Source organism: Mycobacterium sp., from assembly GCF_002863225.1.
In the GTDB taxonomy this organism is placed as follows: domain Bacteria; phylum Actinomycetota; class Actinomycetes; order Mycobacteriales; family Mycobacteriaceae; genus Mycobacterium.
In genome coordinates this window covers 26,502-52,880 of record NZ_PKEK01000032.1, presented here as the reverse complement: position 1 = coordinate 52,880, position 26,379 = coordinate 26,502, and the positions used below count along the sequence as shown (strand labels likewise).

Here is a 26,379-nt window from a genome sequence, read left to right as displayed (position 1 = left end):
TCCTGCGGAGATGCGTGCCCCGATGCCGTTGCCCTAGACTGCATCTCGATCAGATTGGAGTCCACGGGTGCGGGCAGTTGAAGCGCCCAGCACCCGGGCTTTGCGGGGCTGGCAACGTCGAGCCTTGGTGCGTTATCTGAGCGCCAAACCGCGCGACTACCTGCTGGTCGCAACCCCTGGTGCCGGCAAGACCGCGTTTGCTCTGCGCATCGCCGCCGAGTTGCTGGCCGACCGCACCATCGAGGCGATCACCGTGGTGGTGCCCACCGAACACCTCAAGGTGCAGTGGGCGATGGCGGCCGCGGTCGACGGCATCGCGCTCGACCCGAAGTTCAGCAACAGCGCCGCCCACACGTCCGCGGAGTACCACGGTGTGGTCGTCACCTACGCGCAGGTGGCCAGCCACCCGACCCGGCATCGGGTGCGCACCGAGGGCAGACGAACGCTGGTCATCTTCGACGAGATCCACCACGGTGGTGAGGCCAAGAGTTGGGGCGATGCGCTGCGGGAGGCGTTCGACGACGCCACCCGCCGACTGTGCCTGACCGGTACGCCGTTCCGTAGCGACGACTCACCGATTCCATTCGTGCGCTATGAACCGGACGCCGGCGGGCTGATGCGGTCGCAGGCCGACCACACCTACGGCTACACCGACGCACTCGCCGACGGTGTGGTGCGCCCGGTGGTGTTCATGGCTTACTCCGGGGAGACCCGGTGGCGGGACAGCGCCGGTGCGGAGTACGCCGCGCGACTCGGGGAGCCGGCCAGCGCCGAGCACACCGCCCGCGCCTGGCGCACGGCTCTCGACCCGACCGGTGAGTGGATGCCCGCCGTGGTCACGGCGGCCGACACCCGGCTGCGGCAGTTGCGGGCCGGCGGGGTTCCGGACGCCGGTGGCATGGTGATCGCCTCGGATCAGCAGGCCGCCCGCGCCTATGCCGTTCTGCTGAAACGGATTACCGGTGAAGAGCCCACGGTCGTGCTGTCCGACGACCCGGGCGCGTCCAAACGCATCGCGCAGTTCTCCGCGGGTACCACCCGCTGGCTGGTCGCGGTGCGGATGGTCTCCGAAGGTGTCGACGTGCCACGCCTGGCGGTCGGCGTTTACGCCACCAGCGCCTCCACCCCGCTGTTCTTCGCCCAGGCCATCGGCCGGTTCGTCCGGTCCCGGCGGCCCGGGGAGACGGCGAGCGTCTTCCTGCCGTCGGTGCCGTCGCTGCTGCTGCTGGCCAGTGAGTTGGAGGCACAGCGCAATCACGTTCTGGGCCAACCACATCGGGAGAAGGACGAACTCGCCGAGGCGCAGCAGGTCAAGGACGAGCCGTCCGAGATGGACAACAAATTCGAATCGCTGGGCGCCGACGCCGAACTGGATCAGGTGATCTTCGACGGCTCCTCCTTCGGCACCGCGACCCCGGCCGGCAGCGACGAGGAGGCCGACTACCTGGGGATCCCGGGTCTGTTGGACGCCGGCCAGATGCGCGAGTTGTTACGCCGCCAGCAAGAAGAGCAGTACGACCGCCGAAGCCGCGAGGGCGTGACCACTGTCGAGCCCGTGACCCGGCACGGGCAATTGCGTGACCTCCGCCGCGAGCTCAATGCGCTGGTGTCGGCGGCACACTACCGACTCGGCAAGCCGCACGGGTGGATTCACAACGAGCTACGCCGGCTGTGCGGCGGTCCCCCGGTGGCCGCGGCGACCAGCGAACAGCTGGCCGCCCGCATCATCGCGGTGCGCGGGCTGACCGCCTAGCATTTACCTTGTCGCCCACATGCTTTCGGCTACCCACGGCGATGCCTCGGCCGCGATCGACCACACCAGATCGTCCGGGACGTCGATCAACGGGTAACGCTTGACGCCCGCGGCGGTCGCCGCCACCAGGGTCGCGACCTTCGCCCGTCGCTGAAACGGCGTCTGGCGTACCGTCCAACTGATGATGCCCGCGGTGGCCAGGCAGTCGCGGCGTCGTTCCACGCTGCCGGATCGCATCACCAGCCAGCCGTCGTGAACCCGGTGCCCGAGGGCGTCGATGCGGTCGACCGCGAGCAGTGCACACCATGCCGTCACCGCGATCCAGGTGGGCCAAACCCATACCGGCACAGCATCTTCCGCGCCCAACGCCACGGCGATACCCAACCCGATACCGGCCAGCAAGGGCAGCCCGAGGGCCCGGGTCCACCGTCGGGTGGCGGCCCGGCGACCGTGACCCCGCAGCGGCCCGGAGACGACCTCCGCGTCACCGACCAGTTCGGTCAACACCGACTGGGCCGTCGACATCGGGCACGGCGGTAGCAGCACCGACGCCTCACCGGCACCGTGCACACCGGTCATCACCGCGTCCAGTCGCGCGCCGCCGAACATCCGCACCAGCAGCGGCTGCCGCAGGGTCCCGCCGCGCAGCCGGCTCATGTCGTAGGCCCGCTCCCGCAGCCGGAGCAGGCCATGCCGCAGATGCAAGACATCGGCCTGTCGCAGCAGCACCAGGTTGCCCCAGGTGAGCAGCGACCGCACCACCGCCAGCAACACCGACGCGACCAGAACCGCAACGCCGGCGACCGCGATCGTCTTGACGGTGCCCCACCGCGCGACATAGTCGAGCGTCGCCTGCGCGATCCGCGAATGCTGCAGCGGCCCGGCGAATCCGCTCTGGTAGATCACCCCGGCAGCAGCGGCCAACGACAACAATCCCGACACGCTCAGCGGCGAATACCTCAACCACGCCGGCTGCCAGCGGGCCAGCACCTCGTCCTCGACATCCGCGGGAGCGTGATCCGTCGGCTCGGTCGAGTCGGCCAGCAGGATAGCCTTCAACTGCGGCACCTGGCGCACCTCGACCGCGTTGAGCTCGAAGGCGCCAGAACCACTGTCGCCCTTGGCTTCCTGACCGGTGCTCACCCTTACCACGGCCAGGCCCATCACCCGGTGCAGCAACCGCGCGTCACTGCTCACCGAACGAATCCTGTTGAGCGGCAAGGACAGCACCTTGCGCTGCAGCAATCCCGTCCGCAGCTGCAGTTGCGCCGCGTCGACGCGGTAGCTGGTGGTGAACCATCGGGCCACACCGATGACGACCGTGTAGGCCACCACCGCGATCGTCCAGAACTGATTACCGGTGGTCGTCCCCAGCACGATGGCGCCGATCAGAAACGGCAACTCGCGCAGCAACTCGTAGACCGGATGGACCAAGAGCATCCGGGGGCTCAGCCGCTGCCAGTCGGCGGTGGTCATCGGCGCCGCTCCTCGACGTCGCGACACGCTGAACGCGCGCAACTCACGTCGCGTCCTCGGCGCCGATCGCGGCGATGTCGGTCAGCTGCGCGACGAGATGGTCGGCGACGTCGACGTCGAGTGCAACGATGCGCACCGCGCCGGCCGACGATGCCGTCGTGACTGTGACGTTGGCCAGGCCGAAGATCCGGTCGACCGGGCCGCGATAGGTGTCCACGGTCTGCACTCGCGAGATCGGCGCGATACGACGTTCCTGGACCAGCCACCCGGTGCGGGTGTACACCGCTTGCGGGCCGAGTTCCCACCGATGCACCCGGTAGCGCCAGACCGGAACGACGGCCGTCGAGACGACGGCACCCAGGACGGTCACCACGCCGATCAGGATGTGCAGCCACGGCATTCGCGTGTCGAACTCGTACCACCCGACCTGACCGACCGCCAGCAGCAGCCACGGTACGACGCCGCCGACCGCCCACCGCAGCGGCGCGCGACGACTGGGCAGATGGGCGGGATCAACCATGTCCACGCCGTAGACAATGCCACCGACGCCGAGCCGATCTGCACCGACACGGCGACTCCGGAGTTCGGATGGGTATCGTTTTCTTCGATGAGCTCCGACGGCAAATGGACCCCCGGCGACATACCCGACCAGAGCGGCCGCGTCGCGATCGTGACCGGTGCAAACACCGGGCTCGGCTATCACACCGCTGCGGCGCTGGCCCACACCGGCGCCCACGTGGTGCTGGCGGTGCGCAACCCGGAAAAGGGCAACCTCGCGCTGGCCAGGATCGTCGCCGCCAACCCCAACGCCGACGTGACGTTGCAGGAACTCGACCTCGGTTCACTGGCCTCGGTGCGTGCCGCCGCGGCCGCGCTGCGCAAGGCCTACCCGCGGATCGATCTGCTGATCAACAACGCGGGCGTGATGTGGACGCCCAAGCAACTCACCGACGACGGCTTCGAATTGCAGTTCGGCACCAACCATCTGGGCCACTTCGCCCTCACCGGGCTGTTGCTGGACAACCTGCTGCCGGTGCGCGGTTCGCGAGTGGTGACAGTCAGCAGCATGGGCCACCGGGTGCGTGCGGCGATCCACTTCGACGACCTGCAGTGGGAGCACAGCTACGACCGCTTCGGCGCATACGGGCAGTCCAAGCTGGCCAACCTGCTGTTCACCTACGAGCTGCAACGCCGGCTGGCTGAGCACCACGACAACACGATCGCCGTCGCGGCGCACCCCGGTTCGTCCGCCACCGAACTGGGCCGCAACGCGCCGACCCTGATCAAACCGCTGTTCGCGATCGCGGGCCCGCTGCTTTTCCAAGGTGCGGCGATGGGGTCCCTGCCGACGCTGCGCGCGGCGACCGACCCCGATGTCGAGGGCGGCCAGTACTACGGCCCCGACGGCTTGGGCGAGCAGCGCGGCCACCCGAAGATCGTCTCGTCCAGCGCACAATCACACGACGAAGACCTGCAGCGCCGGCTGTGGGCGGTCTCCGAGGAACTGACCGACGTCACGTATCCGGTCTGACGGCCGCCACGGCTCCGTAAGATAACCGCGTGGCACGACGTCCCCGCTCGACGGCCGAGAACCCGACGATCAGCTTGCAGCATGTGCTGACGCTGCTGCGGGAGACGGTTCCACCCGTTCACCCGGCCGGAATTCCGTTCATCTCCGTCGGCCTGGGGTTGGCTGTGGTCGGCCGGCGCTCCCGCTGGCTGCGCCGCACCGGGCTGCTGTTCGCCGGCGCGTGCGCGGGCTTCTTCCGGCACCCGCCGCGGGTGCCACCCACCCGGTCCGACGTCGTCGTCGCACCCGCCGACGGCCAGGTGTGCCTGATCGAGTCGGCCGCGCCGCCGCCGGAGTTGGAGATGGGCGACGCGGAACTCACCCGGGTCAGCATCTTCTTGTCGGTGTTCGACGCCCACGTGCAGCGGGCCCCGGTCAGTGGTGAGGTGATCGCTGTGCAACATCGGCCCGGGCTGTTCGGCTCGGCCGATCTTCCCGTCGCCAGCGAGAGCAACGAACGCAACAGCGTGCGCATCCGTACCGCCGACGGGGTCGAGGTCGTCGCGGTGCAGATCGCCGGTCTGGTGGCCCGCCGCATCGTTTGCAATGTCGGAGTCGGCGACAAGCTGTCGGTCGGTGATACCTACGGCCTGATCCGATTCGGCTCGCGGTTGGACACCTACCTGCCCGCCGGCGCCCAGGTGTCGGTCAGCGTCGGGCAGCGCGCGGTAGCCGGCGAGACGGTGCTGGCGCAGCTGCCGTGACGACCCGAACTCGCAGCCGGCGGGTAGCCCCGCTGCGCATCCTGCCCAGTTCGATGAGCGTGCTGGCGATCTGCGCGGGGCTGACATCGATCCGATTCGCACTCGAGGGCCAGCCGCACGTCGCGATCGCGTTGATCGCCGCGGCCGCGATCCTGGACGGGCTGGACGGCCGGGTGGCCCGCGCCCTGGATGCCGAGTCGAGAATGGGCGAAGAGATCGACTCGCTGGCCGACGCGGTGAACTTCGGGGTGGCCCCCGCGGTCGTGGTCTACGTGTCGATGATGCCCGCACTACCGGCAGGTTGGGTGGTGGTCATGCTGTACGCGGTGTCAATCGTGTTGCGGCTGGCCAGGTTCAACGCGTTGCTGGACGACACCAGCCTGCCGTCGTTCACGCGCGAGTTCTTCGTCGGCGTGCCGGCGCCGGCCGGCGCCATCATCGCGCTCGGACCGCTGGCGGCCAAGCTGCAGTTCGGGCCGGGCTGGTGGACCTCGCCGTGGTTTGTCTGCACGTGGATCACGGCGTGCTCGATGCTGCTGGTCAGCCGACTCCCGATGCGCAAGATGCACGCCGTTTCCGTGCCGCCCAATTTGGCCGCACTGCTGCTGGCCGGGCTCACCATCGTCGCCGCCGCAGCACTGTTGTTCCCCTACATCCTGATCATGGTCGTCATCGCGGCCTACCTCTGCTACATCCCGTTCTCGATGCGCACCTACAACTGGTTGGCGGCACATCCCGAGGCATGGGGTGAAAAACCCAAGCAGCGACGCGCCACCCGGCGAGCGATCCGCCGCGCACAGCCAAGCCGTCGATCGGTGGCGCGGCTCGGACTGCGCAGGCCGACCGGCCGCACATGACCGCGCCGACTCAGCTGACCCTCACCGCCCGGCTGAACACCTCGGCCGTCGACTCGCGCCGCGGGGTTATCCGGTTGCATCCCAGCGCGATTGCCGCGCTCGGCATTCGGGAGTGGGACGCGGTGTCGATCACCGGGACGCGGACCACGACGGCGGTGGCCGGGATGGCCGGACCGACGACGCCCGTCGGCACGGTGCTGCTCGACGACGTGACGCTGTCCAACGCAGGCCTGAGCGAAGACACCGCCGTCCTCGTGGTCGCCGCCACAGTGTTCGGCGCGCGAACCGTGACGCTGAGCGGTTCGACCCTGACCACTCAGTCGCTGCCCCCGACAACGCTGCGACAAGCCTTGCTGGGCAAGGTGTTGACCGTCGGCGACGCGGTGTCGCTGTTGCCACGAGATCTGGGCCCGGGCACCTCGACGTCGGCGGCGACGCGCGCGCTGGCCTCGGCGGTGGGCATCAGCTGGACCTCGGAACTGTTGACGGTGACCGGTGTGGACCCCGACGGACCCGTGAGTGTGCAACCGAATTCCTTGGTGACGTGGGGCAACGGCGCCATCGCGGCCAAGCCGGCTGAACCGAAACCTGTTGTCTCGAAGGCACCGAAGCTCACCGTGGCCGATCTGAAGGGCGTCGGTGCGCAGGCAATCAAGTTGGCCGAGTGGCTCAAGCTTGCGCTCGACGAGCCGCATTTGCTGCAAACACTAGGTGCGACAACCAATCTGGGTGTACTGGTCTCTGGGCCCGCTGGGGTCGGCAAGGCAACGCTGGTGCGGGCCGTCTGCGCCGAACGACGGCTCGTCGAACTCGACAGTCCCGAGGTCGGCGCCTTGGCCGCCGAGGACCGTCTCCGGCGGGTGGCCGCCGCGGCATCGAAAGTGTGCGACGGCGGTGGGGTGTTGCTGATCGCCGACATCGACGCGCTCCTGCCCGCGACGGCCGAGCCCGTGGCGACGCTCATCCTGGGCGAATTGCGTCGAGCGGTCGCGGCCCACCGAGTCGCGGTGATCGTCACCTCGTCGGTCCCGGAGAACCTCGACCCTCGACTGCGTGCCCCTGATCTGTGCGATCGCGAACTGGTGCTGAGCCTGCCGGACGCGTCGACTCGCGCCGCGCTGCTCGAGGGTCTGCTGAAAGACGTGCCCACCGAGGAGCTCGATCTCAGCGAGATCACGGCCCGTACTCCAGGTTTCGTGGTTGCAGACCTGGCGGCGTTGGTCCGCGAGGCGGCCCTGCGAGCCGCGGCTCGTGCCAGCTCCGACGGCAAACCACCGAAGCTCACCCAGGATGACTTGACCGGCGCGCTGTCGGTGATCAGGCCGCTGTCGCGGTCCGCCGCAACGGAGGTGACGGTCGGCTCGGTGACTCTCGACGACGTCGGCGACATGGTGCAGACCAAGCAGGCGCTCACCGAAGCGGTGCTGTGGCCCCTACAACATCCCGACACCTTCGCCCGGCTCGGTGTCCAGCCGCCGCGCGGCGTACTGCTCTACGGCCCGCCCGGTTGCGGCAAGACTTTCGTGGTGCGTGCGTTGGCCAGCACCGGCCGGCTTTCGGTGCACGCCGTCAAAGGCTCTGAGCTGATGGACAAATGGGTCGGGTCATCGGAAAAGGCGGTCCGCGAACTGTTCGGCCGCGCGCGCGATTCCGCGCCGTCGCTGGTCTTCCTGGACGAGATCGATGCGTTGACGCCGCGGCGCGGGCAGAGCTTCGACTCCGGGGTCACCGATCGTGTGGTGGCGGCACTGCTCACCGAGCTCGACGGCATCGAGCCGCTGAACGACGTCGTGGTGGTCGGCGCCACCAACCGGCCGGATCTGATCGACCCGGGCCTGCTGCGGCCCGGTCGGTTGGAGAAGCTGGTGTTCGTCGAACCGCCCGATGCTCAGGCGCGAGTGGACATCCTGCGCACCGCCGGCAAGTCGATCCCGCTCCGCGATGTCGATTTGGAGGCGCTGGCCGCCGATCTGGAGGGGTACAGCGCCGCTGACTGCGTCGCGCTGCTGCGCGAGGCCGCACTCACCGCAATGCGCCGCTCGGTCGATGCGGCCGAGATCACCGCGGCCGACGTCGCAGCAGCACGCGAAAACGTCCGTCCCTCATTGGATCCCGACCAGCTCGCGAATCTGCGGGCGTTCGCCGCCGAACGTTAGTCGGTCCGCCGCAACGAAAACACCTGCGGCTCGATCATCCCCTGCTTCATCAGCTTCGCGATACGGTCCGATTGTTGCTCGGCGACGTGCCAGGCGCTTTCGTCGGCGTATCTCGCACGAAGCTCCGACTCGAACGTCTCGACTCGCTGCTGCCACTGATCGGGGGGCTCCCAGATGTCAGTGACGCCGCGGGTCGCGTCGATGCGCAGGCCTGCCCGGACGATCGAGTCCCGCAGGGAATCAGCCGTCGGGAAGAAGCTGTCGTCTGGCTCCCCCTCGGGCGACGGCTCGTCACTGACCAGTACCAGCAGTCCGACTCGACCCGGGGGGCGCACCACGCGACGCAACTCACTGAGCAATGCCCGCTGCGACTCGGTAGTGCAGAGCACCCCCAGCGCCCACGCCGCGTCGAATGCTTCCTCGGCGAACGGCAGCTTCGAGGCATCGGCGCGAATCGCGGGGAAGCCGAACAACGCTCGCGATGCATGGTTTCCACCGGCCTGCGGTTCCACCAGAACCGGGCGGACACCACGTTGCTCGGCCGCGTAGGCCGCCGGTCCGCCGACGCCGGCACCGCAGTCCAGCAACGTCTGGCCGGCGTCGAGCTCCAAATGCTCGATGAGCCAGTCGAGCACCGCCGGGCTGCCACTACCGCGGCAACCGGCCGGGATGTGGAACTCCTGGCCCAGGTCCGAGGCGACCAGGGCGGTCCACTCGGCCAGGGTGTCGAACTCGTCGGCCGCCGAGTCACTCACGCGGCACGCTCCGCCCGTATCCGCGCCCCGACCTCGGCCTTGATCTCCGCGCCACGCCGCGTACCAGACGCCGAGGCCAACCCCGACAGGTTGACCCCGTCAATACCTTCGATCTGCAACAACTCTCGGGCCTCGGCCACCGCCGCCGCTATCCCCGCCTCGACCGGATCGGCCGCATTGACCACGCTGTCGACCACCGCGGGATCCAGGTCCAGTCCTGGTAGGCCCTGCAATACCGCAGCCGACACGTAATCGGTGAACACCACCACCGCGGCCACCACTGGAATGCGCAGTCCCGCCGAGCGTGCGTCGTCGATGAACGCAGACAACGCCGATGCCGACGAAACATGGTTCAGGACAGCCAGACTCGCACCTGCGCGCTGCTTTTCGACAAGTCGCGCGGCCCGGGCGTGCACCGGTGGCGCGGTGGGAGTTTCCGGGACGGCGGCAATCATGTCGAGGGAAGCGGCCAGCGCGACCAGTCGTGGACCGTCCAGGTCGAAGGTCTGGGTGACGTCGGCACGGACGTCGTAGCCACGGCCGTCACCGGTCACGCAGAACACCGTCGTCGCTCCGTTGAAGTGCAGGCCTCGCAATTCCTGCTCCAGGACAATGCGATTGCGGTCACGGCACGAGAGCGTGATCCACGGGTCAACCCCTTGTTCGATGAGTAGTCGACTCATCACAGTCGGCGGAAAGTCCGGACGATTCTGATGTTCGCCGACGAGTACGGCATCACAACTGCGCCCCAACGTGGCAGCGGTGGCAGCGACGTCGGTGGCATCGAACGGGATGCAGGTGAAATCGGTGAGGATCAATGGTGCCGGAACCCGCGCAGCGTGCACCACAGCGCCACGCCAGGGCACTATGTTGTCGAAACTACATGGCCCGGAACGCATTTCGCATTGGCCATCGGGCCGGACGCCACCACACGGCCCGTAGTGCATACGTTTGGGGCAGGAGTCTTCCACCAACTGGTCACCGCCCATCCGGACCGCTATTCCCGCGAACCGTCAACGGGTCATTACCCGGAACCGCCGGCGGGAAAACCTCCGCTCAACCTGGTTCGGCGCTTATCGGCGTTCCGCGCCAAAGCTTGTCAGCAAGGCCCGCGCGGCCGCGGCAACGTCGTCTTCCAGCCAGTCCGGAATGGGATCGGTGTTGGCGTGCCGCCGCACGACCGCGTAGGGAAGGTCGACGATCGCTCGCGCGACCGCGTCGGTGCAACGTGCGTCGGCGCTGCCGTACAACTCGCGGGCGAAGGTGGTGAGCCTGTCGATCAACGGCGCATTCTGCGCGGCGAGAGTCCGTCGGAGATCGTCGTCGGGTTCGTCGTCCAGCAGATCGCCGGGCCTCAGTGCCACCAGCAACCGGGCGTCGTCGGGAACCGCGCGCAGGAAATCGATTGCCGCAACGGCGGTCGCGACCGCGGCCTCGAGAACAGTGTCGGCATCGGCGGCCAGCGCCCGGCTTTGGAACCTACCGAGGGCCCGTAACCAGGCGGCGGCCAGAATTCCGTCGCGGTTGGTGAATCGGTGATACAGCGTCCCGGCCGGCGCGCCGCTGGCTTTGGCGATTGCGCCGACGCTGGCGGCCCTTGGCCCGTCCGTCAGGACCAGCGTGCGGGCCGCGTCGAGAATCACATCGGTCTGGTGCTTCCGTGGCGGGGCCATGATCTAGTACAGTCCTTCTATATGGAACGATTACCCTATATCGATGAGCATGCCATATCCATCGCCGCCACCCGGGCCGAGACATGGCCCGCCGTGCTGAAAACCATCTGCCGTGACCCCGATGACCCGTCGACGGTGCCGCTCGGTTTCGTCCTGGACGAGGCCCGGCCTCCAGAGCGATTGGCGCTCAAAGGCCGACATCTCTTCGCGAGGTACCTCTGGGTGTTCGAGTTGGACACCGACGGCCCGCGCCGCACTCGCGTTCGTTCGGCGACATGGGCGCATTTCCCCGGGTTCCACGGCAAGATCTATCGCGCACTGGTGATCGGCACCGGCGCACACCGGGTGGTGGTGCGAGCGACCTTGAAACGCATCAGCTCCAGAGCGCTGGCCAACCGGACGCAGCTCCACGGCGAAGCCGCCGACTATGTCGATGTCTTCGAGGTGCCGATGCAGTCGAGGGACACCCGCACTGCCGAGCAAGCGCTCCGCGACGCGCTTGGAGCCAAGCCGAGCACCCTGGGCGCCGCGGTGCTCTGGATTCACCGCCATATCCTCGGATTCCGGCTCGGGCCGGACTCCTCGCCCACACACGTCATCGGCTGGTCGATCGTTCGGTCGGATGACGACGAGGTGGTGCTGGAGGCCAATGGACCGCTGATGCACGGCGAGTTGGATTTGCGGCGCCACGATCAACGGCGGGCCGTGTTGACCACTCGCCTGCACTATCGACACAGATTCGCGGGCCGCGCGGTGTGGCTGATAATCGGTCCGCTGCACCGGGCGACAGCGCCGCAGTTGATGAAACGCACTGCCCGCGTTGCCGTTTAGAACGGCTCCCACTCGGTGGAGATCCGTGCGCCGAACCGGGGCGCCCGCCGCTCCAGAAATGCGTTGACGCCCTCGCGGGCGTCGTCGGTCCCCATCACCCGGCGATGCAACCGCGTCTCCAGCGCCGCAACCTGCCGTGGGGTGTAACCGTTGATCGCGGTGTCCCACAGCAGGCGTTTGCATAGCGCGGCCGACATCGGCGCGACGTTCGTCGCGATGTCGCGGGCGATCTCCATGGCATGGTCGAGGACATCCGCCGCGGGCAATGCGCGGTTCGCGATTCCCCACGTGACAGCCTCGTGCGCGCCGAAGCTGCGTCCGGTGAGCAGCACCTCCGCCGCGACGCCGAGACTGGCCAGGTGAGTCAGCGTCCAATGCGACATGCAGTCCGGGATGACACCCCGGCGCACCTGCACCACACCGTATTTCGCGCCGTCGGCGAAGATGCGGATGTCGGTTTGCAGCGCGATGGTCAGGCCGATGCCGATGGCGTGGCCGTTGACGGCGGCGATCACGGGCTTGCGCAGTTCGAAAGCGGGCGGGTCGATCGGCGATGCGGAGAACCCCTCGGCCGGAGTGTCGAAAGGGGACACGTCGCCGGTGACGTCCGCGCCCACGCAGAACGCCCGCCCCGCACCGGTGACGACGATGGCCCGGACGTCGTCGTCTTGGTCGCACAGGCGATATGCCCGGCTCAACGAGGCACCCATCTCGGCGGTGTAGGCGTTGAGATGCTCGGGACGGCTGAGCGTCAACACGGCCACGCCCGAAGCCTCGAGGTCCACCACCAGGTCGGCGTTCATCGCGTCGAAGTAGACCACGCGACCTGCCGCCAAGCAGGGACTTTGGAATTTCATTAGCCTGGTTACGTCCGACAGCGTGGTCGCCCTCTTCAGCACTGCCGGGAAAGCGAGATAGCCATGGTCATGGCACGGACGGGCGACGACAGCTGGGATATCACCGAAAGCGTCGGCGCGACCGCACTGGGTGTTGCGATGGCCCGCGCCGCCGAATCCGACTGCGGCTGCCCGCTGTTCATCGACCCCTACGCGCGGCTGTTCGTCGACGCCGCCACCGCCCGCGGTTGGGATTCTTCGGGTGTCCGCAAACATCTGCCGCTGGTGCAGAACTACGCCGCCGCGAGGACGAGATGGTTCGACGAGTACTTCATCGCGGCCGGCGCCAACGGGATCGACCAGGCCGTGATCCTCGCCGCCGGCCTGGACGCCCGCGCCTGGCGGCTGCCCTGGGTGTCGAGCAGCGCCGTCTACGAGATCGACCAGCCTCAGGTCCTGGCGTTCAAGGCGGAGACACTGGCTGCCCACAACGCCCGACCCGCCGTCACGTATCAGGCGGTGCCGATCGATCTGCGCGGCGACTGGCCGACCGCGTTACGACAAGCCGGTTTCGATCCGTCGACGCCCACGGCCTGGTCCGCCGAGGGGCTGCTGCCTTACTTGCCGGCGGCCGGGCAGGACCTGTTGTTCGAGCGGATCTCCGAACTCAGCGCCGCGGGTAGCCGCATTGCCGCAGAAGTGTTGAGCGCGAACGCGTTCGATCAAGACTATCTCGAGCGCGGCCGCGAATTTCTGGGCGACAGCGGACAAGACCTCACCGAGCTCCTGTTCCATGAGGATCGCGCCGACGTCGGTCTCTGGCTGGCGGCCCGCGACTGGGCGGTGACCACGATCGACGCGCTGGATCTGATGCGGCGCTTCGACCGGATGCCGGACGACGATCTCCGGGATCTCGCACCACGCAGCGTGTTCATCGAGGGTCGGCTCACGCCGTTTGCCCGCACCGCTTGATCGACTACTCCGAGAGCTGGAATTCGATCACCGCGGCGACCGATTCCACCGCCTCTCCCAGCGCGGTCAACCGCGCCCCAGCGCTGGGCGCGGACAGCACCGAGTAACGGTCAGCCGGCCCGATCGGAATCCGAGATGCCAACGCGTACAACCGTTCTCCAGCGTCGGAGAAGTCGATGGCGGAGCCCAGCACTTCATCGCGAGGTGGCACCGGGAAGTCGCGGGCATTGGCGATCCGTTCGAACAGTGCCATCATCCGGTCTTCGAGGTCCTCCAGCTGCCCCGCAGTCACGGCGTCACCCGGCTCGTCAGGCCACTCCTGCACAACGGCCCTGGGGTACGGGTCGTCGGGCAGCCACTCACACACCTTGATCCGCTCGGCAGTCAGGCACTTCAGCTTGAACAGGCCCGATCCGCCGATGTCCACGCATTCGGTGATCCTGGCAACCGTCCCGACGTCAGAGCGCACATCACCTCCGCCAACCTCGCGGCCTTGCGAGATCAGCACTGTTCCGAAGCGAGGGTTGTTGTCCTGCAAGCAGTCCCGGACCATCTCGGCATAGCGGGGTTCGAAGATCTGCAGCGGCAGCTCCTCGCCCGGCAGAAACGCCGACTGCAGCGGGAACATCGCCAGGCGGCCGAAATCGGTAGTGGATGCCATCAGATCTCCAATTCGTCGACCAGCGCATCGACAACAGCCCGCAGGTCTCCGTCGTGTTCCTCGGCGACCCGTCGCTGTCGTTGATACGACGCGCCCATCCGTGGGATCTCGGCAACCGCGGCCAGCTCGTCGGCGCAATTCAGGGATTTGGCAACAGGTTCCAGCCTGGTGAGCACATCGTCGAGATCCTCGGTGACCAGACGTTCGTTGCTGTCGGCGTCGAGGATGATGATCGAATCCAGCCCGTAGCGGGCAGCGCGCCACTTGTTTTCCTGGTTGTGCCACGGCGGCATGGTCGGCAGCGTCTCACCGGAATCGAGGCGACGCTCGAGATCGACCACCAGGCAGTGCGTCAGCGCGACCAGGGCGCCCAGTTCGCGGAGGTTGGATACACCGTCGCTGACCCGAACCTCGAGCGTCCCGTTGTGCGGCGACGGACGAACGTCCCAGCGCACCTCGTTGACGTCCTCGATGATCCCGGTCTTCTTCTGGTCGTGCACGAAACCCTCGAACTGGTCCCATTTTTCGAACTGGAAGGGCAGGCCGGCGGTGGGTAACTGCTGGAACATCATCGCGCGGTTGCTGGCGTAACCCGTATCGTCGCCGACCCACCATGGCGACGACGCGGAAAGCGCCAGCAGATGGGGGTACCAGTTGAGCAACGCCGACATCACCGGCATCACCTTGTCCGGAGACGAGACCCCGACGTGCACATGCACACCCCAGATGAGCATCTGGCGGCCCCACCACTGGGTGCGCTTGATCAACTCGGCATACCGCGGAGCGTCGGTCAGCTTTTGAGCGGACCAACTCGCGAACGGGTGGGTGCCGGCGCCGAACAACTCCATGCCTTGCTGGCGAACGATCGGCAGCACCGAGTGCAGAGTCGACCGAAGGTCGTCCATGGCTTGGGCGGTGCAGTCGCAGATTCCGGTGACGATCTCGACGGTGTTGCGCAGCAATTCCTTGTGCACCTGTGGGTTTTCACCGATCTCAGCGAAAACCGCGGTGGCCTCGTTGCTCAGATCACGGGTCTCGGCATCAACGAGAGCGAACTCCCATTCGACCCCAAGTGTCGGACGGGGTGACGACGCGAAGTTCACCCTGATAGCGGTACCCCTGTCCGACGGAACTAACCGGAGCTGATCACGCCACAGGCCACCCGCTTGCCGGCGTCGCCAGTCGACATCGTCGTCTGGTCGGGTCCGGGTGCGCCGTTGACCTGGTTGTAGCGGTCTGCCGGGATGTTACCGAAGTTGTCGGAACCGGCGTGGATGATGATCGCGGTTCCCGCACCGGCCAGCAGGTCGGCCTTGGTGAATCCGTCGGTGGTGGTCTCGAGCAGGGCGCCGCCGTCTTTGCGGACCTGCAGAGAGGTCAGGTCGCCGCTCCCGTGCTCGCGGCCCGGCGCCGAGAAGTGCCCGCCGGCCGACAGGAAGTTCCCCGGCTCGCCACCGGTCGGCGCTGTCGAGTTGGCTTCGCATTTGCCCACCGAGTGGATGTGCACGCCGTGAAATCCGGGGCTGAGCAGGCCGGTTCCGGTGGTCTCGATGGTGACCGTCACGTAGCCCTGGTTGAACTCGAACTTGGCCGTGGCGATCTTGGCGCCGGTGGGTCCGTTCAGCTGAGTGGTCAGGCTGTCCGTGCCACCCTGCTGGCCCGTCGGCTCGGCGCTCGACGGCGCCGGTGACCCGGTCCAGATCGAGGGCTGGGTGCCGGGCGTGGTCGCCGGGTCCTGGGGGGCCCGGCACGCGCTCAACAGCGCGGCCGATGCGGCGAGTGGGATCAATGCGGAGGCGGCGGCAGCTTTGCGGCTGCGGACGGTCTTGAGCATGGGGAGAGCCTATCCCGGCGACGATGCGGGTCGGAACGACCCGCTGAGGAGCGGGATCGACGAGCACCGTCCGGCGACGATGCGGGTCGGAACGACCCGCTGAGGAGCGGGATCGACGAGCACCGTCCGGCGACGATGCGGGTCGGAACGATTCGCTGAGGAGCGGGATCGACAGGGCGAACCTCATTCCTGCGGTGCGAAGAATTCAGTGACGTGGCCGACCAGTTCCTCAGGGCGTTCTTCGGCGATGAAATGGCCACAGTCGGGCAGATTCTTCAGCGTCATGTTCGGGGCGTGGTTGCGGTAAGCATCGGAAAGTCGCTGAGTGAGCGGGTCATTGGCACCATTGAGATGCAGAACGGGAAGCGGCAGATCGATACCTCGGGCGCGGCGCCAGTAGTACGGGACTTCGCGGGCAAGCAGATTGCGATAGTACTGCGTGGTGGCATAGATGGTGTGAGTTTGTCTCATTGCGCCGCAGTAGATTTCGGCTTCGGCCGGGCTGAACGAGCCGGCTAGGCGCCAGGTGCGCAGCGCTACTCGCGGTACCTGCAGCCAGGTGTTGTTCCGCGATCCCAGGATGGCGGCGGTGTAGACATGCCAGGGCCGCCACAAGGTGCGGGGATGCACACCCGACACCGCCCACGGGTGCAGCCCGGCCAGCGGCATGATCCGGGTGACCCGCCGGGCGTGACTCAGGGCGAGCTGATAGGCGATCGCCGACCCCCAGTCATGACCGACGACGCCGGCCCGATCGACGCCCAACGCGTCCATCACGTCGACAATGTCGGCCGCCAACCGGTGGAAACTCCAATCCGACCCGGCGGCGCTCGACCAGCCCAATCCGCGCACATCGGGACAGATGACTCGGAAGTGCTCGGCCAGCGGCGCGATGACGGCGCGCCAGGCATACCAATGCTGCGGCCAGCCGTGGATGAAGACCAACGGGCTCCCGCCGCCCGCTTCCGCGACATGGATGCGGCTGCCGTCGCGGGCGGTGACCCAGCGGTGGGCGACACCGTCGACGTTCGGCATGGGCAGCATCTCGTTCGCATCGTCGATTTCCGCGACGCGAGGTGCTTGCGAGGTTTGGGTCATCGATGAATCCTTCCGTGGAGGGAGTTGCGTTAACAGAGCATCACTCTGTAAAAGATATTCGTTCGGCGAGTATGCTCGCCGCCATGGCAGAGGTCAAGCCCCGCCGTCGCGACATCAGCAAGGCCCTGACCCGTGCGGCGATGCTTGACGCGGCGCGCGAACTCTTTGTCACCAAGGGGTTCGACGCGACCTCGATAGACGGCATCGCGCGGGCCTCGGAGTCCAGCAACGGCGCTGTCTACCACCACTTTCGGGATAAGCAGCAGATCTTCACCGAGGTCTTCCGCGACAGCCAGGCAGCCATCTTGCGCGCAACGATCGAGGCCATCCCGAGCGACACCTCGGCCTGGCATCGAGTCGAATCGGCGACGCGTGCATTCCTGCGGAGCTACGCCGCCGACCGCGAAGCCTGCGCCCTGCTGGGCCAGGCTGTTGGCGTCCTTGGCTGGGACCAGGTCCACAAGATCGACGAGGAAATGTCGCTGCCCCTGATCCGGACGACCCTCACCGAAGCCATCGGCACCGGCGAAGCAGTGCCGCTGCCGGTGGACGCCGCCGCCGACCTACTCTTCAGCGTCTACTGCAGCGCCATCCTCATCATCGCCGCGCGGCCCGACCCAGAGCAGGCGGCAGCCGAGGTCGAATCCGTGCTCTTCGCTCTACTGACGGGCTTGCGAACCTCGAATGGATGAAAGCGCCCGACGCCCAAGCTATTTAGCCGGTGACGACGACAATCACGCCGGGCGGCTGATCGGAGACGTCCGGTGTCCGCGGGGCAACCGGCGCTTTGATCAGCTTGCCGATCGCTTCAGCAGTTTCCTGCTCACCGGCGGCACTACCGAAGTACACCGTCGTCGCGGTCACCTTGGGCAAGGTCAAGTTGCCGACGTCGGTGACGTTGTAGCCGCCCTGCTTGATCTGGTCGGCGGCTTTGCCGGCGATGCCTGCCTGGGTGGAGATGTTGTAGACCCGTACGTCGGACTTGGCCACGACCTTGGTCGACGTCTTCGGCGCCGCGGAACTGGTCGTTGCACGCGACACCGCCGAGTCGTCATCGGCGTTGCTTCCCGATCCCATGGCCTGGAATCCGACCAGCAAAAAGATGACGCCGAGGAACAACAGCACCATCACCATGGCCCGCAGCGGCAGGCCGGTCGAGTCGGGAACGCGGTCATTCATTGACGTCACTGTATCCAGGAGTGCGGGAAAACCCACACCGACGCCCGGTGAGCAGGCAAAATTCTCAGGTGAGCTCGAAGCCCAGCCGTCGAGCGGCCCGAGCCTTCTGGCGGCTGGCCCGCAGTCGACGGAGTCGTTTCACCAACATGGGATCGGCGGCCAATGCTTCGGGCCGGTCGACCAACGCGTTCAGCACTCGGTAGTAGGCAGTGGCCGACATTCCGAACAAATCCTTGATGGCCTCTTCTTTCGCCCCGGCGTACTTCCACCACTGACGCTCGAAGGCCAAGATGTCGTGCTCACGGCGAGTCAACCCATCGGCGAGTTCAGAGTCGTCTCCCGATCGATCAGCCCGCGCCATAGCGCTGTCCATATCGCTCCTGATCCTCCAAGACCTGCGACTCGCGAATGCTCGCTGCTCCGGCGATTATTCAACCACGTCGACAACTGTTGACCTGGAAGCCAGACCCGCGAGTCGGCGCGCTGGATCGGATTGCACGCCTTCTCCTCAGTCCGCTCTGCGGGCCGCATCGTCGGCGGGCTCTATCTGATTGCCCGCCTTCTCCTCAGTCCGCTCTGCGGGCCGCATCGTCGGCGGGCTTAAGATCTGCGGTCATGGCCGTCGTACCAATCCGCATTGTGGGGGACCCCGTTCTGCACACTCCCACAACGCCGGTGGCGGTCGCGGCGGACGGTTCGCTGCCGTCAGATCTGGCCGACCTGATCACCAACCTCTACGAAACCATGGACGCCGCCTACGGGGTCGGCCTGGCCGCCAACCAAATCGGCGTGAGTCTTCGCGTCTTCGTCTACGACTGCCCCGACGAGCGCGGGCAGAACCCGCGACGCCGTGGTGTGATCCTCAACCCGGTGCTGGAGACCTCCGAAGTTCCCGAGACCATGCCCGACCCCGATGACGACGACGAGGGGTGCCTCTCGGTTCCCGGCGAGTCGTTTCCCACCGGGCGGGCCGACTACGCCAAGGTCACCGGCCTCGACGCCGACGGCAGCCCGATAACTCTGGAGGGCACAGGCTTATTCGCGCGCATGCTGCAACACGAGACCGGCCACCTGGACGGCTTTCTCTACCTTGACCGGCTGGTCGGGCGCCATGCCCGCTCGGCCAAGCGCGCGGTCAAGTCGCACGGCTGGGGAGTTCCCGGTTTGTCGTGGACGCCGGGTGAAGGGCCGGATCCCTTCGGCCACTGATGGTTTCGTGGCCGGATCTCGGTAGCAGGGTGACGGTGCGCTACCGCCGGCCGGCCGGGTCGGTCCCACCCCTGACCGATGTCATCGGCCACCTCCTCGAGATCACCCCGGTGGTGCGCGTGCGGACCAAGACCGGCGCGGAGGTGAACGTCGACCCCGGCGATGTGGTCGCGCTGCGCACCCTCAGTGACCAGCCGGTGCGCGCATCGCAGATCCGTGCACTCGAGTACGCCGATGCGATGTCCTGGCCCGGTACCGAGCGGCTTTGGCTGGACGGCTGGTTGCTGCGCGCCGCGCATGGAAGCACCGACCAGGCGAACTCCGCTGTGCCACTGGACCCTTCAGCAAGCCTGGCGGCGATTCCGGCGATCATCGAATGGTATTCCAACCGTGGCCTGACACCACTGCTGGCCGTCCCCGACCGCCTGTTACGCCTGGGTGTGCCGGGTGGGCACTCCAACCGGGTGCTGGTACGCGACGTGCACACCGGTGAATTCGATCCGGCCTTGCCGCTGGCCGCCACACCGAGGGGCGTCCAACCGGTTCCGGAGGCCGAATTGACCGCCGTCGACGGGGAATTGATGTTCGGCACCCAGAGCGACACCGCGGTGCGGGCCTCGGTCACCGATGCGCCGGACGGCGTTCGTTGGGTGGGCCTGTCGGCCGTGGGCGCGGCGACCCCGGAACTCTGCGAGGCGCTGCTGGCTTGGGGCGCGTCCCGCGGTGCGACCCGCGGTTACATCAGGGTGCGCGACGACGACCGGGTTGCCGCGGACCTGGCCGGCTCGTTGGGGTTCGTCCTGCACCATCACGCGCGCTATGTCACGGCCACGACAATCAACACGTAGGGTCTCAGCCATGCCCGATGGCCGTCGCCTGCGGATAGCCACATGGAATGTGAACTCGATTCGCACGAGGTTGCCGCGCGTACTCGATTGGCTGGAGCGCGCCGAGGTCGACGTGCTCGCCATGCAGGAGACCAAATGCTCCGACGCGCAGTTCCCGGCGATGCCGTTCCTCGAGATCGGCTACGAGGTGGCACACGTCGGCTTCAACCAGTGGAACGGCGTTGCGATCGCGTCGCGGGTCGGACTGGACAACGTCGAAATCGGCTTCGACGGCCAGCCCACCTGGAGCGGTAAACCGGATGTGGCGGCCGCGGCCGAGGCGCGCGCGCTGGGCGCCACGTGCGCCGGTGTGCGGGTGTGGAGCCTCTACGTGCCGAACGGTCGCACGCTGGACGACCCGCACTACATCTACAAGCTGGATTGGCTTGCCGCGCTGCGCAATACCGCCGAATCATGGCTGCACACCGACCCGTCGACTCCGATTGCGCTGGTCGGCGACTGGAATATCGCTCCCACCGACGACGACGTCTGGGACGTCGACTTCTTCGCGGGGGCCACCCACGTCTCCGAACCGGAGCGCAAGGCGTTCCAGGCCATGGTCGACGCTCAATTCACGGACGTGGTAAGGCCTTTCACCCCCGGACCCGGCGTGTACACCTACTGGGACTACACCCAACTGCGGTTCCCGAAGAAGCAGGGCATGCGCATCGACTTCATCCTCGGCTCCCCCGCATTCGCCAGCCGGGTCGCAGACGCGCAGATCGTCCGCGAGGAACGTAAAGGCAAGGCTCCCAGCGACCATGCACCGGTCTTGGTGGATCTTCACAGCATCTGACGTATGAGAATGCGCTCGATGGGTATTCACCCGCTGTTCATTCACCAACCAAGGTCATAAGATTGCACCTTCGAAAGCCGAGCAGCTAGGAGTAGCCATGGGTGTCGTCGACGGCGCCGTACGCAACGTGAGTCGAACGGTCAGCCGCGCCGCATCAGCAACCACCGCCGCCGCCGGTGCGGTCGGCGGCGCCGCGGTCAACGGCGTCGCCGGTGCGGTTACCGGAGCCGCCGCCGGCGTACAGAAGGGCCTCGACAGCGGCAGCCACTCGACACCGGCCGCCGCACTGACGCTGGGCGCACTCGGGGTCGCCGGACTCGTCGAATGGCCGATTCTGCTGGCCGTCGGGGGCGGCGCACTACTCCTGCGACGTCTGGGTGCCCCGCGCAACGACGGCTCCCAGCTCGCATCGGTCACCTCGGTCAAAGCGGCCCCGGCCACGTCAGCTCCGGCCACGTCGGCTGCCACCAAGACAACGCCCGCCAAGTCGACGCCCGCCAAGTCGACGCCCGCCAAAGCGGCCCCGGCCAAGTCGACCAAAACCGCCAGGCCGCGCAAGACACCGGCCAAGCGGACACCGGCGCGCCAGTCCCGCGGCGCACAGTCGCGCACTCGTTGATCTCGCCGAGTAGATAGCGTCGCGTTGGTGCGAGCACCCTCTCCGTTGCGTGCGGTAACGCTGGGCTTTCAGGCGACCTCCGCGCTGGTCGATTCGCTGGGCACGGTTGCCTCAACCAGCCTGACGATGGCGGCCATCCCGGTGCGCGAAGGCGTGCGGGCGCTGTCGACGGGTTTGCCCGCACCGACCCTGACCCGGCACAGCTGGCGCGGCAGCGGACGCGCTTGGGTCGAGGTCCGCGGACTCAACGGCCCGGACGGCGCCGAGCTCGGCCGGGTCGTGGTGGACGCCGTGCGGGCGCGCCCGGGTGTCACATCGGTGCGCGTCAACCGTCCCCTGTCGCGGATCGTGATCGGTCTCAGCGACGATCAAATCTCGCTACGCGACCTCTGCCGAGACGTCGACGACGCCGAAAAGCACTGGCGGACAAGCGATACCGTCAACGTCGACCGTAGTGACACCCGACCGAAACCGCTGCCCGGCGATGGCCTGCTACTGGCCACCAACGCACTCGGGGTGGGCGCCACCGCTGTCGGCGTCAGCGCCGCCCTGGCCGGCCGACTGCTGCGGTTGCCGCGAGTGTTCGACGGCGTCGAGGCGCTGGTGGTGTCGGTCGACTACCAACCACGGCTGCGGCGCCTGCTCGAAGACAACATCGGCCATTCGGCTACCGACGCGGTCTTGTCGGTGGCGATGGTGCTGGCGCACGTCCTCGAGCTGTCGCCGGCGTCGCTGACCGTCGACCTGGCGATGGAGATCCTGAAAGCGGCCGAATACCAGGCCGAGGCGCAAGCATGGATTCGTCACGAGCCGGCATTGGCCCGCCATGCCGAACACCCGGAGGTGCATCCGCCGTCGCGGCCGGTGCCGCCGGCCGACGGACCGGTCGAGCGGTACGCCCGGCGCAGCGCTCTGGTCCAGACCGCAAGCACGGCGGTGGTCGGCGCGTTCACCCGCAACCTGGCAATGGCGTCGACGGCCACGCTGGTCACCACTCCGAAAGCCACCCGCACCACCCGCGAGTCGTTCGCCGCGGCGTTGGGTCAGGGATTGGCGCAGCGGCACGAGGTGTTGCCGCTGCAGCCGGAGAAACTTCGCTGGCTGGACCGCGTCGACGCGCTCGTCATCGATCCCAGAGTGTTGTGCACCAACAGTTTACGGGTGGTGCGCGTGCGCGGAGCCGCCGACAACGAGCTGTCGCCCGCCTGGAACCGCGCGCAGTTGCTCCTGGAGAAAAAGGGTCTCACGGTCGGCTGGCATCGGCTCGACACCAAGGTCGAGGCGCTGATCGGTCCAATGCACGACCCGCTGGCCACCGCGGTACTGGCGGAGGCACGGCGAGCCGGCCTGGAACTGGTGTCGGTTGACGTGGAAGACCTCGGCGAGTTGCATCCGGCTTTCGACGAACTCCGGCCGTTGCGCCGTGTGTCGATCGACACCGCACTGGCCGCGGCGCTGGCTGATCTGCAGGAAGCAGGCCGTACCGTTGCGGTGCTCTCTTCGGCTGCTGCACAAGCACTTTCGTCGGCTGACGTCGGCCTGGGCCTGATGCCCAATTCGGACTCCGAACCGCCGCCGTGGACAGCGGACCTGATTCTGGCCGACCTGGACGGCGCCTGGCGGCTGCTGCACGCTATCCCGGCCGCCCGGTCGGCGAGTCGGCGGGGCATCGAAATCGCCACCGGCGCAACCGCACTGGGTGCGCTACTAATGGTCCCCGGTGTTCGCGGACGCGGACCCGGCCCGGTGACCACGGGCGCCGCCGCCGGCCTGGTTTCGGGGTATCTGATGGCCCGGCGGGTGCTGCGTGAGCCGACTCCGCTTCCGGCGCCCATCCACGATTGGCACGCCATGTCGGTCGAGCAGGTGCAGAAGATGCTGCCGCCGTTGGACACCAAGCACGAAGCGGAACCCGCACACGGCCTGGCCGGGCGGGCGGTGGAGACAGCCCATCGCAGCGCCGAGCTGACCGACCGCCCACGCCAAGCGGTCTGGCAGTTCCTCAAGGCGGTTCGCGCCGAGCTGTCCGACCCGTTGACCCCGGTGCTGGCGCTCGGCTCGGCGGCCAGCGCGATATTGGGCTCGCCGGTCGACGCGGTGTTGGTCGGGTCGGTGCTCACCGCCAACTCCGTCTTGGCCGCCAGTCAGCGGCTGCGCGCCGAGAGTCGATTGAACGAGCTACTGGCGCAACAGATTCCACCGGCCCGCAAAGTGACCACCGGACCGGACGGCGTCCCGGTGTACTCCGACGTCAAGGCCGCGCAGCTGCGGCCCGGCGATGTGATCGAGGTTCGCACCCATGAAGTGATCCCGGCCGACGCGCGGCTGATCGAGGAAGAGGACCTCGAGGTCGACGAGTCGACCTTGACCGGTGAATCGCTACCGGTCGAAAAGCAGACCGACGCCACGCCAGGGGCCGAACTCGCCGAGCGTCGATGCATGCTCTACGGCGGCACCACCGTCGTCGCGGGCACCGCGGTCGCCGTGGTCACCGCCGTCGGCGCCGACACCCAGGCACGGCGGGCCGCCGAACTGGTGTCCAGCGAACTACCGCAGATCGGCCTGGAGCATCAGCTCAGCCAGCTCACCAACCGCGCCTTCCCGGTCAGCGTCACCGGCGGACTTCTGGTCAGCGGGTTGGGCTTGTTGCGCCGCAAGGGATTACGCCAGGCGGTGGCCAGCGGCATAGCGATCACCGTGGCGGCGGTGCCCGAGGGGATGCCGTTGGTCGCGACGCTCGCGCAGGCGGCGTCGGCACGGCGACTGACCACCTACGGCGCGGTGGTCCGCGTCCCGCGGTCGGTAGAGGCGCTGGGCCGCATCGACGTGGTGTGCTTCGACAAGACCGGAACCCTGTCGGAGAACCGCCTGCGGGTGTCGCAGGTACATCCCGCCGAGGGTTACTCCCCGGACGACGTGTTGCGGTGCGCCGCCAGCGCTGCACCGGACGCCAACGGCGGACCGCAGGTGCACGCCACAGACCGCGCGATCATCGAGGCCGCCGAGTCTGTCGCCAGTCCGGCGGCGAACGCCGCGGAAAGCGCAGCGCACCTACCGTTCCGGTCGGGCAGGTCGTTCTCGGCGTCGGTATTCGGCGACGAGCTGACCGTCAAAGGCGCGCCCGAGGTCGTCCTGGCCGCGAGTGCCGGTGTCGGCTCCGACGTCGAGGCGACGGTGCGCGGTCTGGCCGCCGAGGGGTTGCGGGTGATCGCCGTCGCGCGTCGCCGGCTCACCGCCCAACAGGCCCGAGTGGTCGCCGACGACGAGGACGCAATCGCGGATCTGGCCGGCGGGGAACTGTCGCTGGTCGGTTTCCTCGGCCTGTCCGACACTCCGCGGGCCGAGGCGCCCGCTCTGCTGGCGGCGCTGGCCGAGCGGGGTATCGGCATTCGGCTGATCACCGGTGACCACCCGATCACCGCCGCGGCCATCGCCCGCGAGCTCGGGATGCCGGTCGCGGCGGCTCAGGTCATCAGCGGCGCCGAGTGGGATGCGCTGTCACGTAAGGACCAGGAGCGGGCGGTCACCGAGCGGGTGATCTTTGCCCGGATGTCGCCGGAGAACAAGGTGCAGGTCGTGCAGACGCTGGAACGGGCCGGGAAGGTCTGCGCGATGGTCGGTGACGGCGCCAACGATGCCGCCGCGATTCGCGCGGCCACCGTCGGCATCGGCGTCGTGGCGCGGGGCAGCGATTCGTCCAGCGTCGCCGCCGACGTGGTGTTGCTCGATGCGCGCATCGAGTCGCTGCTGAACGCGATCGACGAAGGCCGCGAGCTGTGGCGACGGGTTCAGGCCGCGGTGTCGGTGCTGCTCGGCGGCAACGCCGGCGAAGTCGCGTTCGCGATCATCGGCAGCGCGATCACCGGCAACTCGCCGCTCAACACCCGCCAGCTACTACTGGTCAACATCTTCACCGATGCCCTGCCCGCAGCGGCGCTGGCGGTGAGCAAGCCGAGCGGACCCGTCCAGATCGCCGGCCGGGGCCCCGATCAGCAGGCCCTGTGGCAGGCCGTCGCCATTCGCGGGACGACCACCGCCGCGGCGGCGACGGCGGCCTGGGCGATGGCGGGGATCACCGGGCGCCCGCAACGGGCGTCGACGGTGGCGCTGGTCGCGCTGGTGTCGGCACAGCTGGGTCAGACGCTGCTGGATTCACGCACCCCGCTGGTGGTGCTGACCGCGGGTGGATCGCTGGCTGTGATGGGGACGCTGATCAGCATCCCCGGCGTCAGCCAGCTGCTGGGCTGCACTCCGCTCGGCCCGCTGGCCTGGGCACAGGCGCTGGGGTCGGCCGGAGCCGCGACCGCCGCAGTGGCCGTCGCGACCCGCGCGTTCGCGGTTAAGCCGCCCTTGGAGCTGGAGGCCGGCGATTCGACCCCGACCGAGTCGCCACGACCTCGACAGCGCCGAGGCGCCACAGGACCGCGTACAACTGGGTCAACGGGACGGTCAGCAGGCCAGCCACAGCTCCGCCTAGTGGGTCGGCGAGAGAATCGGTCGTCGACATAAGCCC

Annotated in this window: 25 protein-coding genes and 1 pseudogene; 12 read left to right on the top strand and 14 right to left on the bottom strand. The window is 67.8% G+C overall.

Annotated elements, in window-relative coordinates:
- Window positions 1-67 precede the first annotated feature (67 nt).
- Complete coding sequence (locus CYU59_RS07635) at window positions 68-1,753, top strand: DEAD/DEAH box helicase (protein ID WP_292981196.1); 1,686 nt, start codon at window positions 68-70, stop codon at window positions 1,751-1,753.
- 3 nt (window positions 1,754-1,756) lie between these two features.
- Here the strand turns inward: CYU59_RS07635 and CYU59_RS07630 are convergent, their stop codons facing one another.
- Together CYU59_RS07630 and CYU59_RS07625 are read right to left on the bottom strand one after the other, a co-directional pair.
- Window positions 1,757-3,229 carry a PH domain-containing protein gene (locus CYU59_RS07630; protein WP_292981193.1) on the bottom strand — a complete coding sequence of 491 codons (1,473 nt, stop codon included), beginning with the start codon at window positions 3,227-3,229 and terminating at the stop codon, window positions 1,757-1,759.
- Window positions 3,230-3,272: 43 nt separating this feature from the next.
- On the bottom strand, window positions 3,273-3,755 hold the full coding sequence (locus tag CYU59_RS07625; protein WP_292981190.1) for a PH domain-containing protein: 483 nt from the start codon (window positions 3,753-3,755) through the stop codon (window positions 3,273-3,275).
- An 81-nt stretch (window positions 3,756-3,836) separates the two neighbouring features.
- Between CYU59_RS07625 and CYU59_RS07620 the strand changes: the two genes are divergently transcribed.
- From CYU59_RS07620 to CYU59_RS07605, 4 genes are read left to right on the top strand one after another with little or no spacing between them, the layout of a single operon-like run.
- Window positions 3,837-4,760, top strand: coding sequence for an SDR family NAD(P)-dependent oxidoreductase (locus tag CYU59_RS07620; protein ID WP_292981188.1), 924 nt, complete (start codon window positions 3,837-3,839; stop codon window positions 4,758-4,760).
- Window positions 4,761-4,789: 29 nt separating this feature from the next.
- A complete protein-coding gene (locus tag CYU59_RS07615) occupies window positions 4,790-5,503 on the top strand; it encodes a phosphatidylserine decarboxylase (protein ID WP_292981186.1) in 714 nt (237 codons plus the stop codon).
- A complete protein-coding gene (locus tag CYU59_RS07610) occupies window positions 5,500-6,360 on the top strand; it encodes a phosphatidylcholine/phosphatidylserine synthase (protein WP_292981184.1) in 861 nt (286 codons plus the stop codon). The genes CYU59_RS07615 and CYU59_RS07610 overlap by 4 nt, the downstream gene beginning before the upstream one ends.
- Window positions 6,357-8,516: an AAA family ATPase gene (locus CYU59_RS07605; RefSeq protein WP_292981182.1), complete on the top strand. Its 2,160-nt coding sequence runs from the start codon at window positions 6,357-6,359 to the stop codon at window positions 8,514-8,516. The genes CYU59_RS07610 and CYU59_RS07605 overlap by 4 nt, the downstream gene beginning before the upstream one ends.
- On the opposite strand, the gene CYU59_RS07600 is transcribed toward CYU59_RS07605, so the two are convergent.
- The 3 genes from CYU59_RS07600 to CYU59_RS07590 all read right to left on the bottom strand — a co-directional run bounded on the left by CYU59_RS07600 (window position 8,513) and on the right by CYU59_RS07590 (window position 10,944).
- Complete coding sequence (locus CYU59_RS07600) at window positions 8,513-9,271, bottom strand: class I SAM-dependent methyltransferase (protein ID WP_292981179.1); 759 nt, start codon at window positions 9,269-9,271, stop codon at window positions 8,513-8,515. The genes CYU59_RS07605 and CYU59_RS07600 overlap by 4 nt on opposite strands.
- On the bottom strand, window positions 9,268-10,260 hold the full coding sequence (locus CYU59_RS07595) for a methylenetetrahydrofolate reductase C-terminal domain-containing protein (protein WP_292981176.1): 993 nt from the start codon (window positions 10,258-10,260) through the stop codon (window positions 9,268-9,270). Before CYU59_RS07595 ends, CYU59_RS07600 begins: the two co-directional genes overlap by 4 nt.
- Before the next feature lie 84 nt (window positions 10,261-10,344).
- The gene (locus tag CYU59_RS07590) at window positions 10,345-10,944 is read right to left on the bottom strand and encodes a TetR/AcrR family transcriptional regulator (protein ID WP_292981173.1); all 600 of its coding nucleotides are present in this window, start codon (window positions 10,942-10,944) and stop codon (window positions 10,345-10,347) included.
- Between the two features lie 21 nt (window positions 10,945-10,965).
- Between CYU59_RS07590 and CYU59_RS07585 the strand changes: the two genes are divergently transcribed.
- Entirely contained in the window at window positions 10,966-11,775 is an 810-nt protein-coding gene (locus CYU59_RS07585) for a DUF2867 domain-containing protein (protein ID WP_292981170.1), read from the top strand.
- Here the strand turns inward: CYU59_RS07585 and CYU59_RS07580 are convergent.
- Window positions 11,772-12,578, bottom strand: coding sequence for an enoyl-CoA hydratase-related protein (locus CYU59_RS07580; protein ID WP_292981236.1), 807 nt, complete (start codon window positions 12,576-12,578; stop codon window positions 11,772-11,774). The genes CYU59_RS07585 and CYU59_RS07580 overlap by 4 nt on opposite strands.
- Window positions 12,579-12,701: 123 nt before the next feature.
- Here CYU59_RS07580 and CYU59_RS07575 point away from each other — a divergent pair, with 123 nt between their 5' ends.
- Window positions 12,702-13,583, top strand: coding sequence for an SAM-dependent methyltransferase (locus CYU59_RS07575; RefSeq protein ID WP_292981167.1), 882 nt, complete (start codon window positions 12,702-12,704; stop codon window positions 13,581-13,583).
- 4 nt (window positions 13,584-13,587) lie between these two features.
- Here CYU59_RS07575 and CYU59_RS07570 read toward each other — a convergent pair whose 3' ends face one another.
- The 4 genes from CYU59_RS07570 to CYU59_RS07555 form a co-directional block, all read right to left on the bottom strand.
- A complete protein-coding gene (locus tag CYU59_RS07570) occupies window positions 13,588-14,244 on the bottom strand; it encodes an LON peptidase substrate-binding domain-containing protein (RefSeq protein WP_292981164.1) in 657 nt (218 codons plus the stop codon).
- On the bottom strand, window positions 14,244-15,401 hold the full coding sequence (locus CYU59_RS07565; RefSeq protein ID WP_292981234.1) for a glutamate--cysteine ligase: 1,158 nt from the start codon (window positions 15,399-15,401) through the stop codon (window positions 14,244-14,246). Before CYU59_RS07565 ends, CYU59_RS07570 begins: the two co-directional genes overlap by 1 nt.
- Complete coding sequence (locus tag CYU59_RS07560) at window positions 15,377-16,078, bottom strand: superoxide dismutase family protein (protein ID WP_292981161.1); 702 nt, start codon at window positions 16,076-16,078, stop codon at window positions 15,377-15,379. The genes CYU59_RS07565 and CYU59_RS07560 overlap by 25 nt, the downstream gene beginning before the upstream one ends.
- Before the next feature lie 183 nt (window positions 16,079-16,261).
- Window positions 16,262-17,176, bottom strand: a complete 915-nt coding sequence (locus CYU59_RS07555) for an alpha/beta hydrolase (RefSeq protein ID WP_292981157.1) — start codon at window positions 17,174-17,176, stop codon at window positions 16,262-16,264.
- A gap of 71 nt (window positions 17,177-17,247) precedes the next feature.
- Here CYU59_RS07555 and CYU59_RS07550 point away from each other — a divergent pair, with 71 nt between their 5' ends.
- Window positions 17,248-17,868: a TetR/AcrR family transcriptional regulator gene (locus CYU59_RS07550; RefSeq protein WP_292981154.1), complete on the top strand. Its 621-nt coding sequence runs from the start codon at window positions 17,248-17,250 to the stop codon at window positions 17,866-17,868.
- 22 nt (window positions 17,869-17,890) lie between these two features.
- On the opposite strand, the gene CYU59_RS07545 is transcribed toward CYU59_RS07550, so the two are convergent.
- On the bottom strand, window positions 17,891-18,355 hold the full coding sequence (locus CYU59_RS07545; protein WP_292981151.1) for a LytR C-terminal domain-containing protein: 465 nt from the start codon (window positions 18,353-18,355) through the stop codon (window positions 17,891-17,893).
- A gap of 64 nt (window positions 18,356-18,419) precedes the next feature.
- The gene (locus tag CYU59_RS07540; protein ID WP_292981148.1) at window positions 18,420-18,728 is read right to left on the bottom strand and encodes a DUF3263 domain-containing protein; all 309 of its coding nucleotides are present in this window, start codon (window positions 18,726-18,728) and stop codon (window positions 18,420-18,422) included.
- 242 nt (window positions 18,729-18,970) lie between these two features.
- Here CYU59_RS07540 and CYU59_RS07535 point away from each other — a divergent pair, with 242 nt between their 5' ends.
- From CYU59_RS07535 to CYU59_RS07525, 3 genes are read left to right on the top strand one after another with little or no spacing between them, the layout of a single operon-like run.
- Entirely contained in the window at window positions 18,971-19,564 is a 594-nt protein-coding gene (locus CYU59_RS07535) for a peptide deformylase (RefSeq protein ID WP_292981145.1), read from the top strand.
- A complete protein-coding gene (locus CYU59_RS07530) occupies window positions 19,564-20,412 on the top strand; it encodes a GNAT family N-acetyltransferase (RefSeq protein WP_292981142.1) in 849 nt (282 codons plus the stop codon). Before CYU59_RS07535 ends, CYU59_RS07530 begins: the two co-directional genes overlap by 1 nt.
- 28 nt (window positions 20,413-20,440) lie before the next feature.
- Window positions 20,441-21,247 (top strand): exodeoxyribonuclease III, encoded by an 807-nt coding sequence (locus CYU59_RS07525; protein ID WP_292981231.1) that lies wholly within the window; start codon window positions 20,441-20,443, stop codon window positions 21,245-21,247.
- 54 nt (window positions 21,248-21,301) lie between these two features.
- Here the strand turns inward: CYU59_RS07525 and CYU59_RS28970 are convergent, their stop codons facing one another.
- Window positions 21,302-21,859, bottom strand: a complete 558-nt coding sequence (locus tag CYU59_RS28970) for a pentapeptide repeat-containing protein (protein ID WP_363114092.1) — start codon at window positions 21,857-21,859, stop codon at window positions 21,302-21,304.
- A 34-nt stretch (window positions 21,860-21,893) separates the two neighbouring features.
- Here CYU59_RS28970 and CYU59_RS07515 point away from each other — a divergent pair.
- Window positions 21,894-26,285 (top strand): annotated as a pseudogene (locus CYU59_RS07515) (cation-translocating P-type ATPase); the annotation flags it as partial.
- Here CYU59_RS07515 and CYU59_RS07510 read toward each other — a convergent pair.
- Complete coding sequence (locus tag CYU59_RS07510) at window positions 26,206-26,373, bottom strand: Rv1535 domain-containing protein (RefSeq protein WP_292981228.1); 168 nt, start codon at window positions 26,371-26,373, stop codon at window positions 26,206-26,208. The pseudogene CYU59_RS07515 and the gene CYU59_RS07510 sit on opposite strands and share 80 nt — an antisense overlap.
- Window positions 26,374-26,379: the final 6 nt, after the last annotated feature.

What these genes read in the sequence shown, in the direction of transcription:
- CYU59_RS07630 (WP_292981193.1), bottom strand. Translation starts at nt 3,229, where the DNA reads ATGACCACCGCCGACTGGCAGCGGCTGAGCCCCCGGATGCTCTTGGTC.
- CYU59_RS07620 (WP_292981188.1), top strand. Translation starts at nt 3,837, where the DNA reads ATGAGCTCCGACGGCAAATGGACCCCCGGCGACATACCCGACCAGAGC.
- CYU59_RS07605 (WP_292981182.1), top strand. Translation starts at nt 6,357, where the DNA reads ATGACCGCGCCGACTCAGCTGACCCTCACCGCCCGGCTGAACACCTCG.
- CYU59_RS07595 (WP_292981176.1), bottom strand. Translation starts at nt 10,260, where the DNA reads ATGGGCGGTGACCAGTTGGTGGAAGACTCCTGCCCCAAACGTATGCAC.
- CYU59_RS07590 (WP_292981173.1), bottom strand. Translation starts at nt 10,944, where the DNA reads ATGGCCCCGCCACGGAAGCACCAGACCGATGTGATTCTCGACGCGGCC.
- CYU59_RS07585 (WP_292981170.1), top strand. Translation starts at nt 10,966, where the DNA reads ATGGAACGATTACCCTATATCGATGAGCATGCCATATCCATCGCCGCC.
- CYU59_RS07580 (WP_292981236.1), bottom strand. Translation starts at nt 12,578, where the DNA reads ATGAACGCCGACCTGGTGGTGGACCTCGAGGCTTCGGGCGTGGCCGTG.
- CYU59_RS07575 (WP_292981167.1), top strand. Translation starts at nt 12,702, where the DNA reads ATGGCACGGACGGGCGACGACAGCTGGGATATCACCGAAAGCGTCGGC.
- CYU59_RS07570 (WP_292981164.1), bottom strand. Translation starts at nt 14,244, where the DNA reads ATGGCATCCACTACCGATTTCGGCCGCCTGGCGATGTTCCCGCTGCAG.
- CYU59_RS07560 (WP_292981161.1), bottom strand. Translation starts at nt 16,078, where the DNA reads ATGCTCAAGACCGTCCGCAGCCGCAAAGCTGCCGCCGCCTCCGCATTG.
- CYU59_RS07555 (WP_292981157.1), bottom strand. Translation starts at nt 17,176, where the DNA reads ATGACCCAAACCTCGCAAGCACCTCGCGTCGCGGAAATCGACGATGCG.
- CYU59_RS07550 (WP_292981154.1), top strand. Translation starts at nt 17,248, where the DNA reads ATGCTCGCCGCCATGGCAGAGGTCAAGCCCCGCCGTCGCGACATCAGC.
- CYU59_RS07545 (WP_292981151.1), bottom strand. Translation starts at nt 18,355, where the DNA reads ATGAATGACCGCGTTCCCGACTCGACCGGCCTGCCGCTGCGGGCCATG.
- CYU59_RS07540 (WP_292981148.1), bottom strand. Translation starts at nt 18,728, where the DNA reads ATGGACAGCGCTATGGCGCGGGCTGATCGATCGGGAGACGACTCTGAA.
- CYU59_RS07535 (WP_292981145.1), top strand. Translation starts at nt 18,971, where the DNA reads ATGGCCGTCGTACCAATCCGCATTGTGGGGGACCCCGTTCTGCACACT.
- CYU59_RS07530 (WP_292981142.1), top strand. Translation starts at nt 19,564, where the DNA reads ATGGTTTCGTGGCCGGATCTCGGTAGCAGGGTGACGGTGCGCTACCGC.
- CYU59_RS07510 (WP_292981228.1), bottom strand. Translation starts at nt 26,373, where the DNA reads ATGTCGACGACCGATTCTCTCGCCGACCCACTAGGCGGAGCTGTGGCT.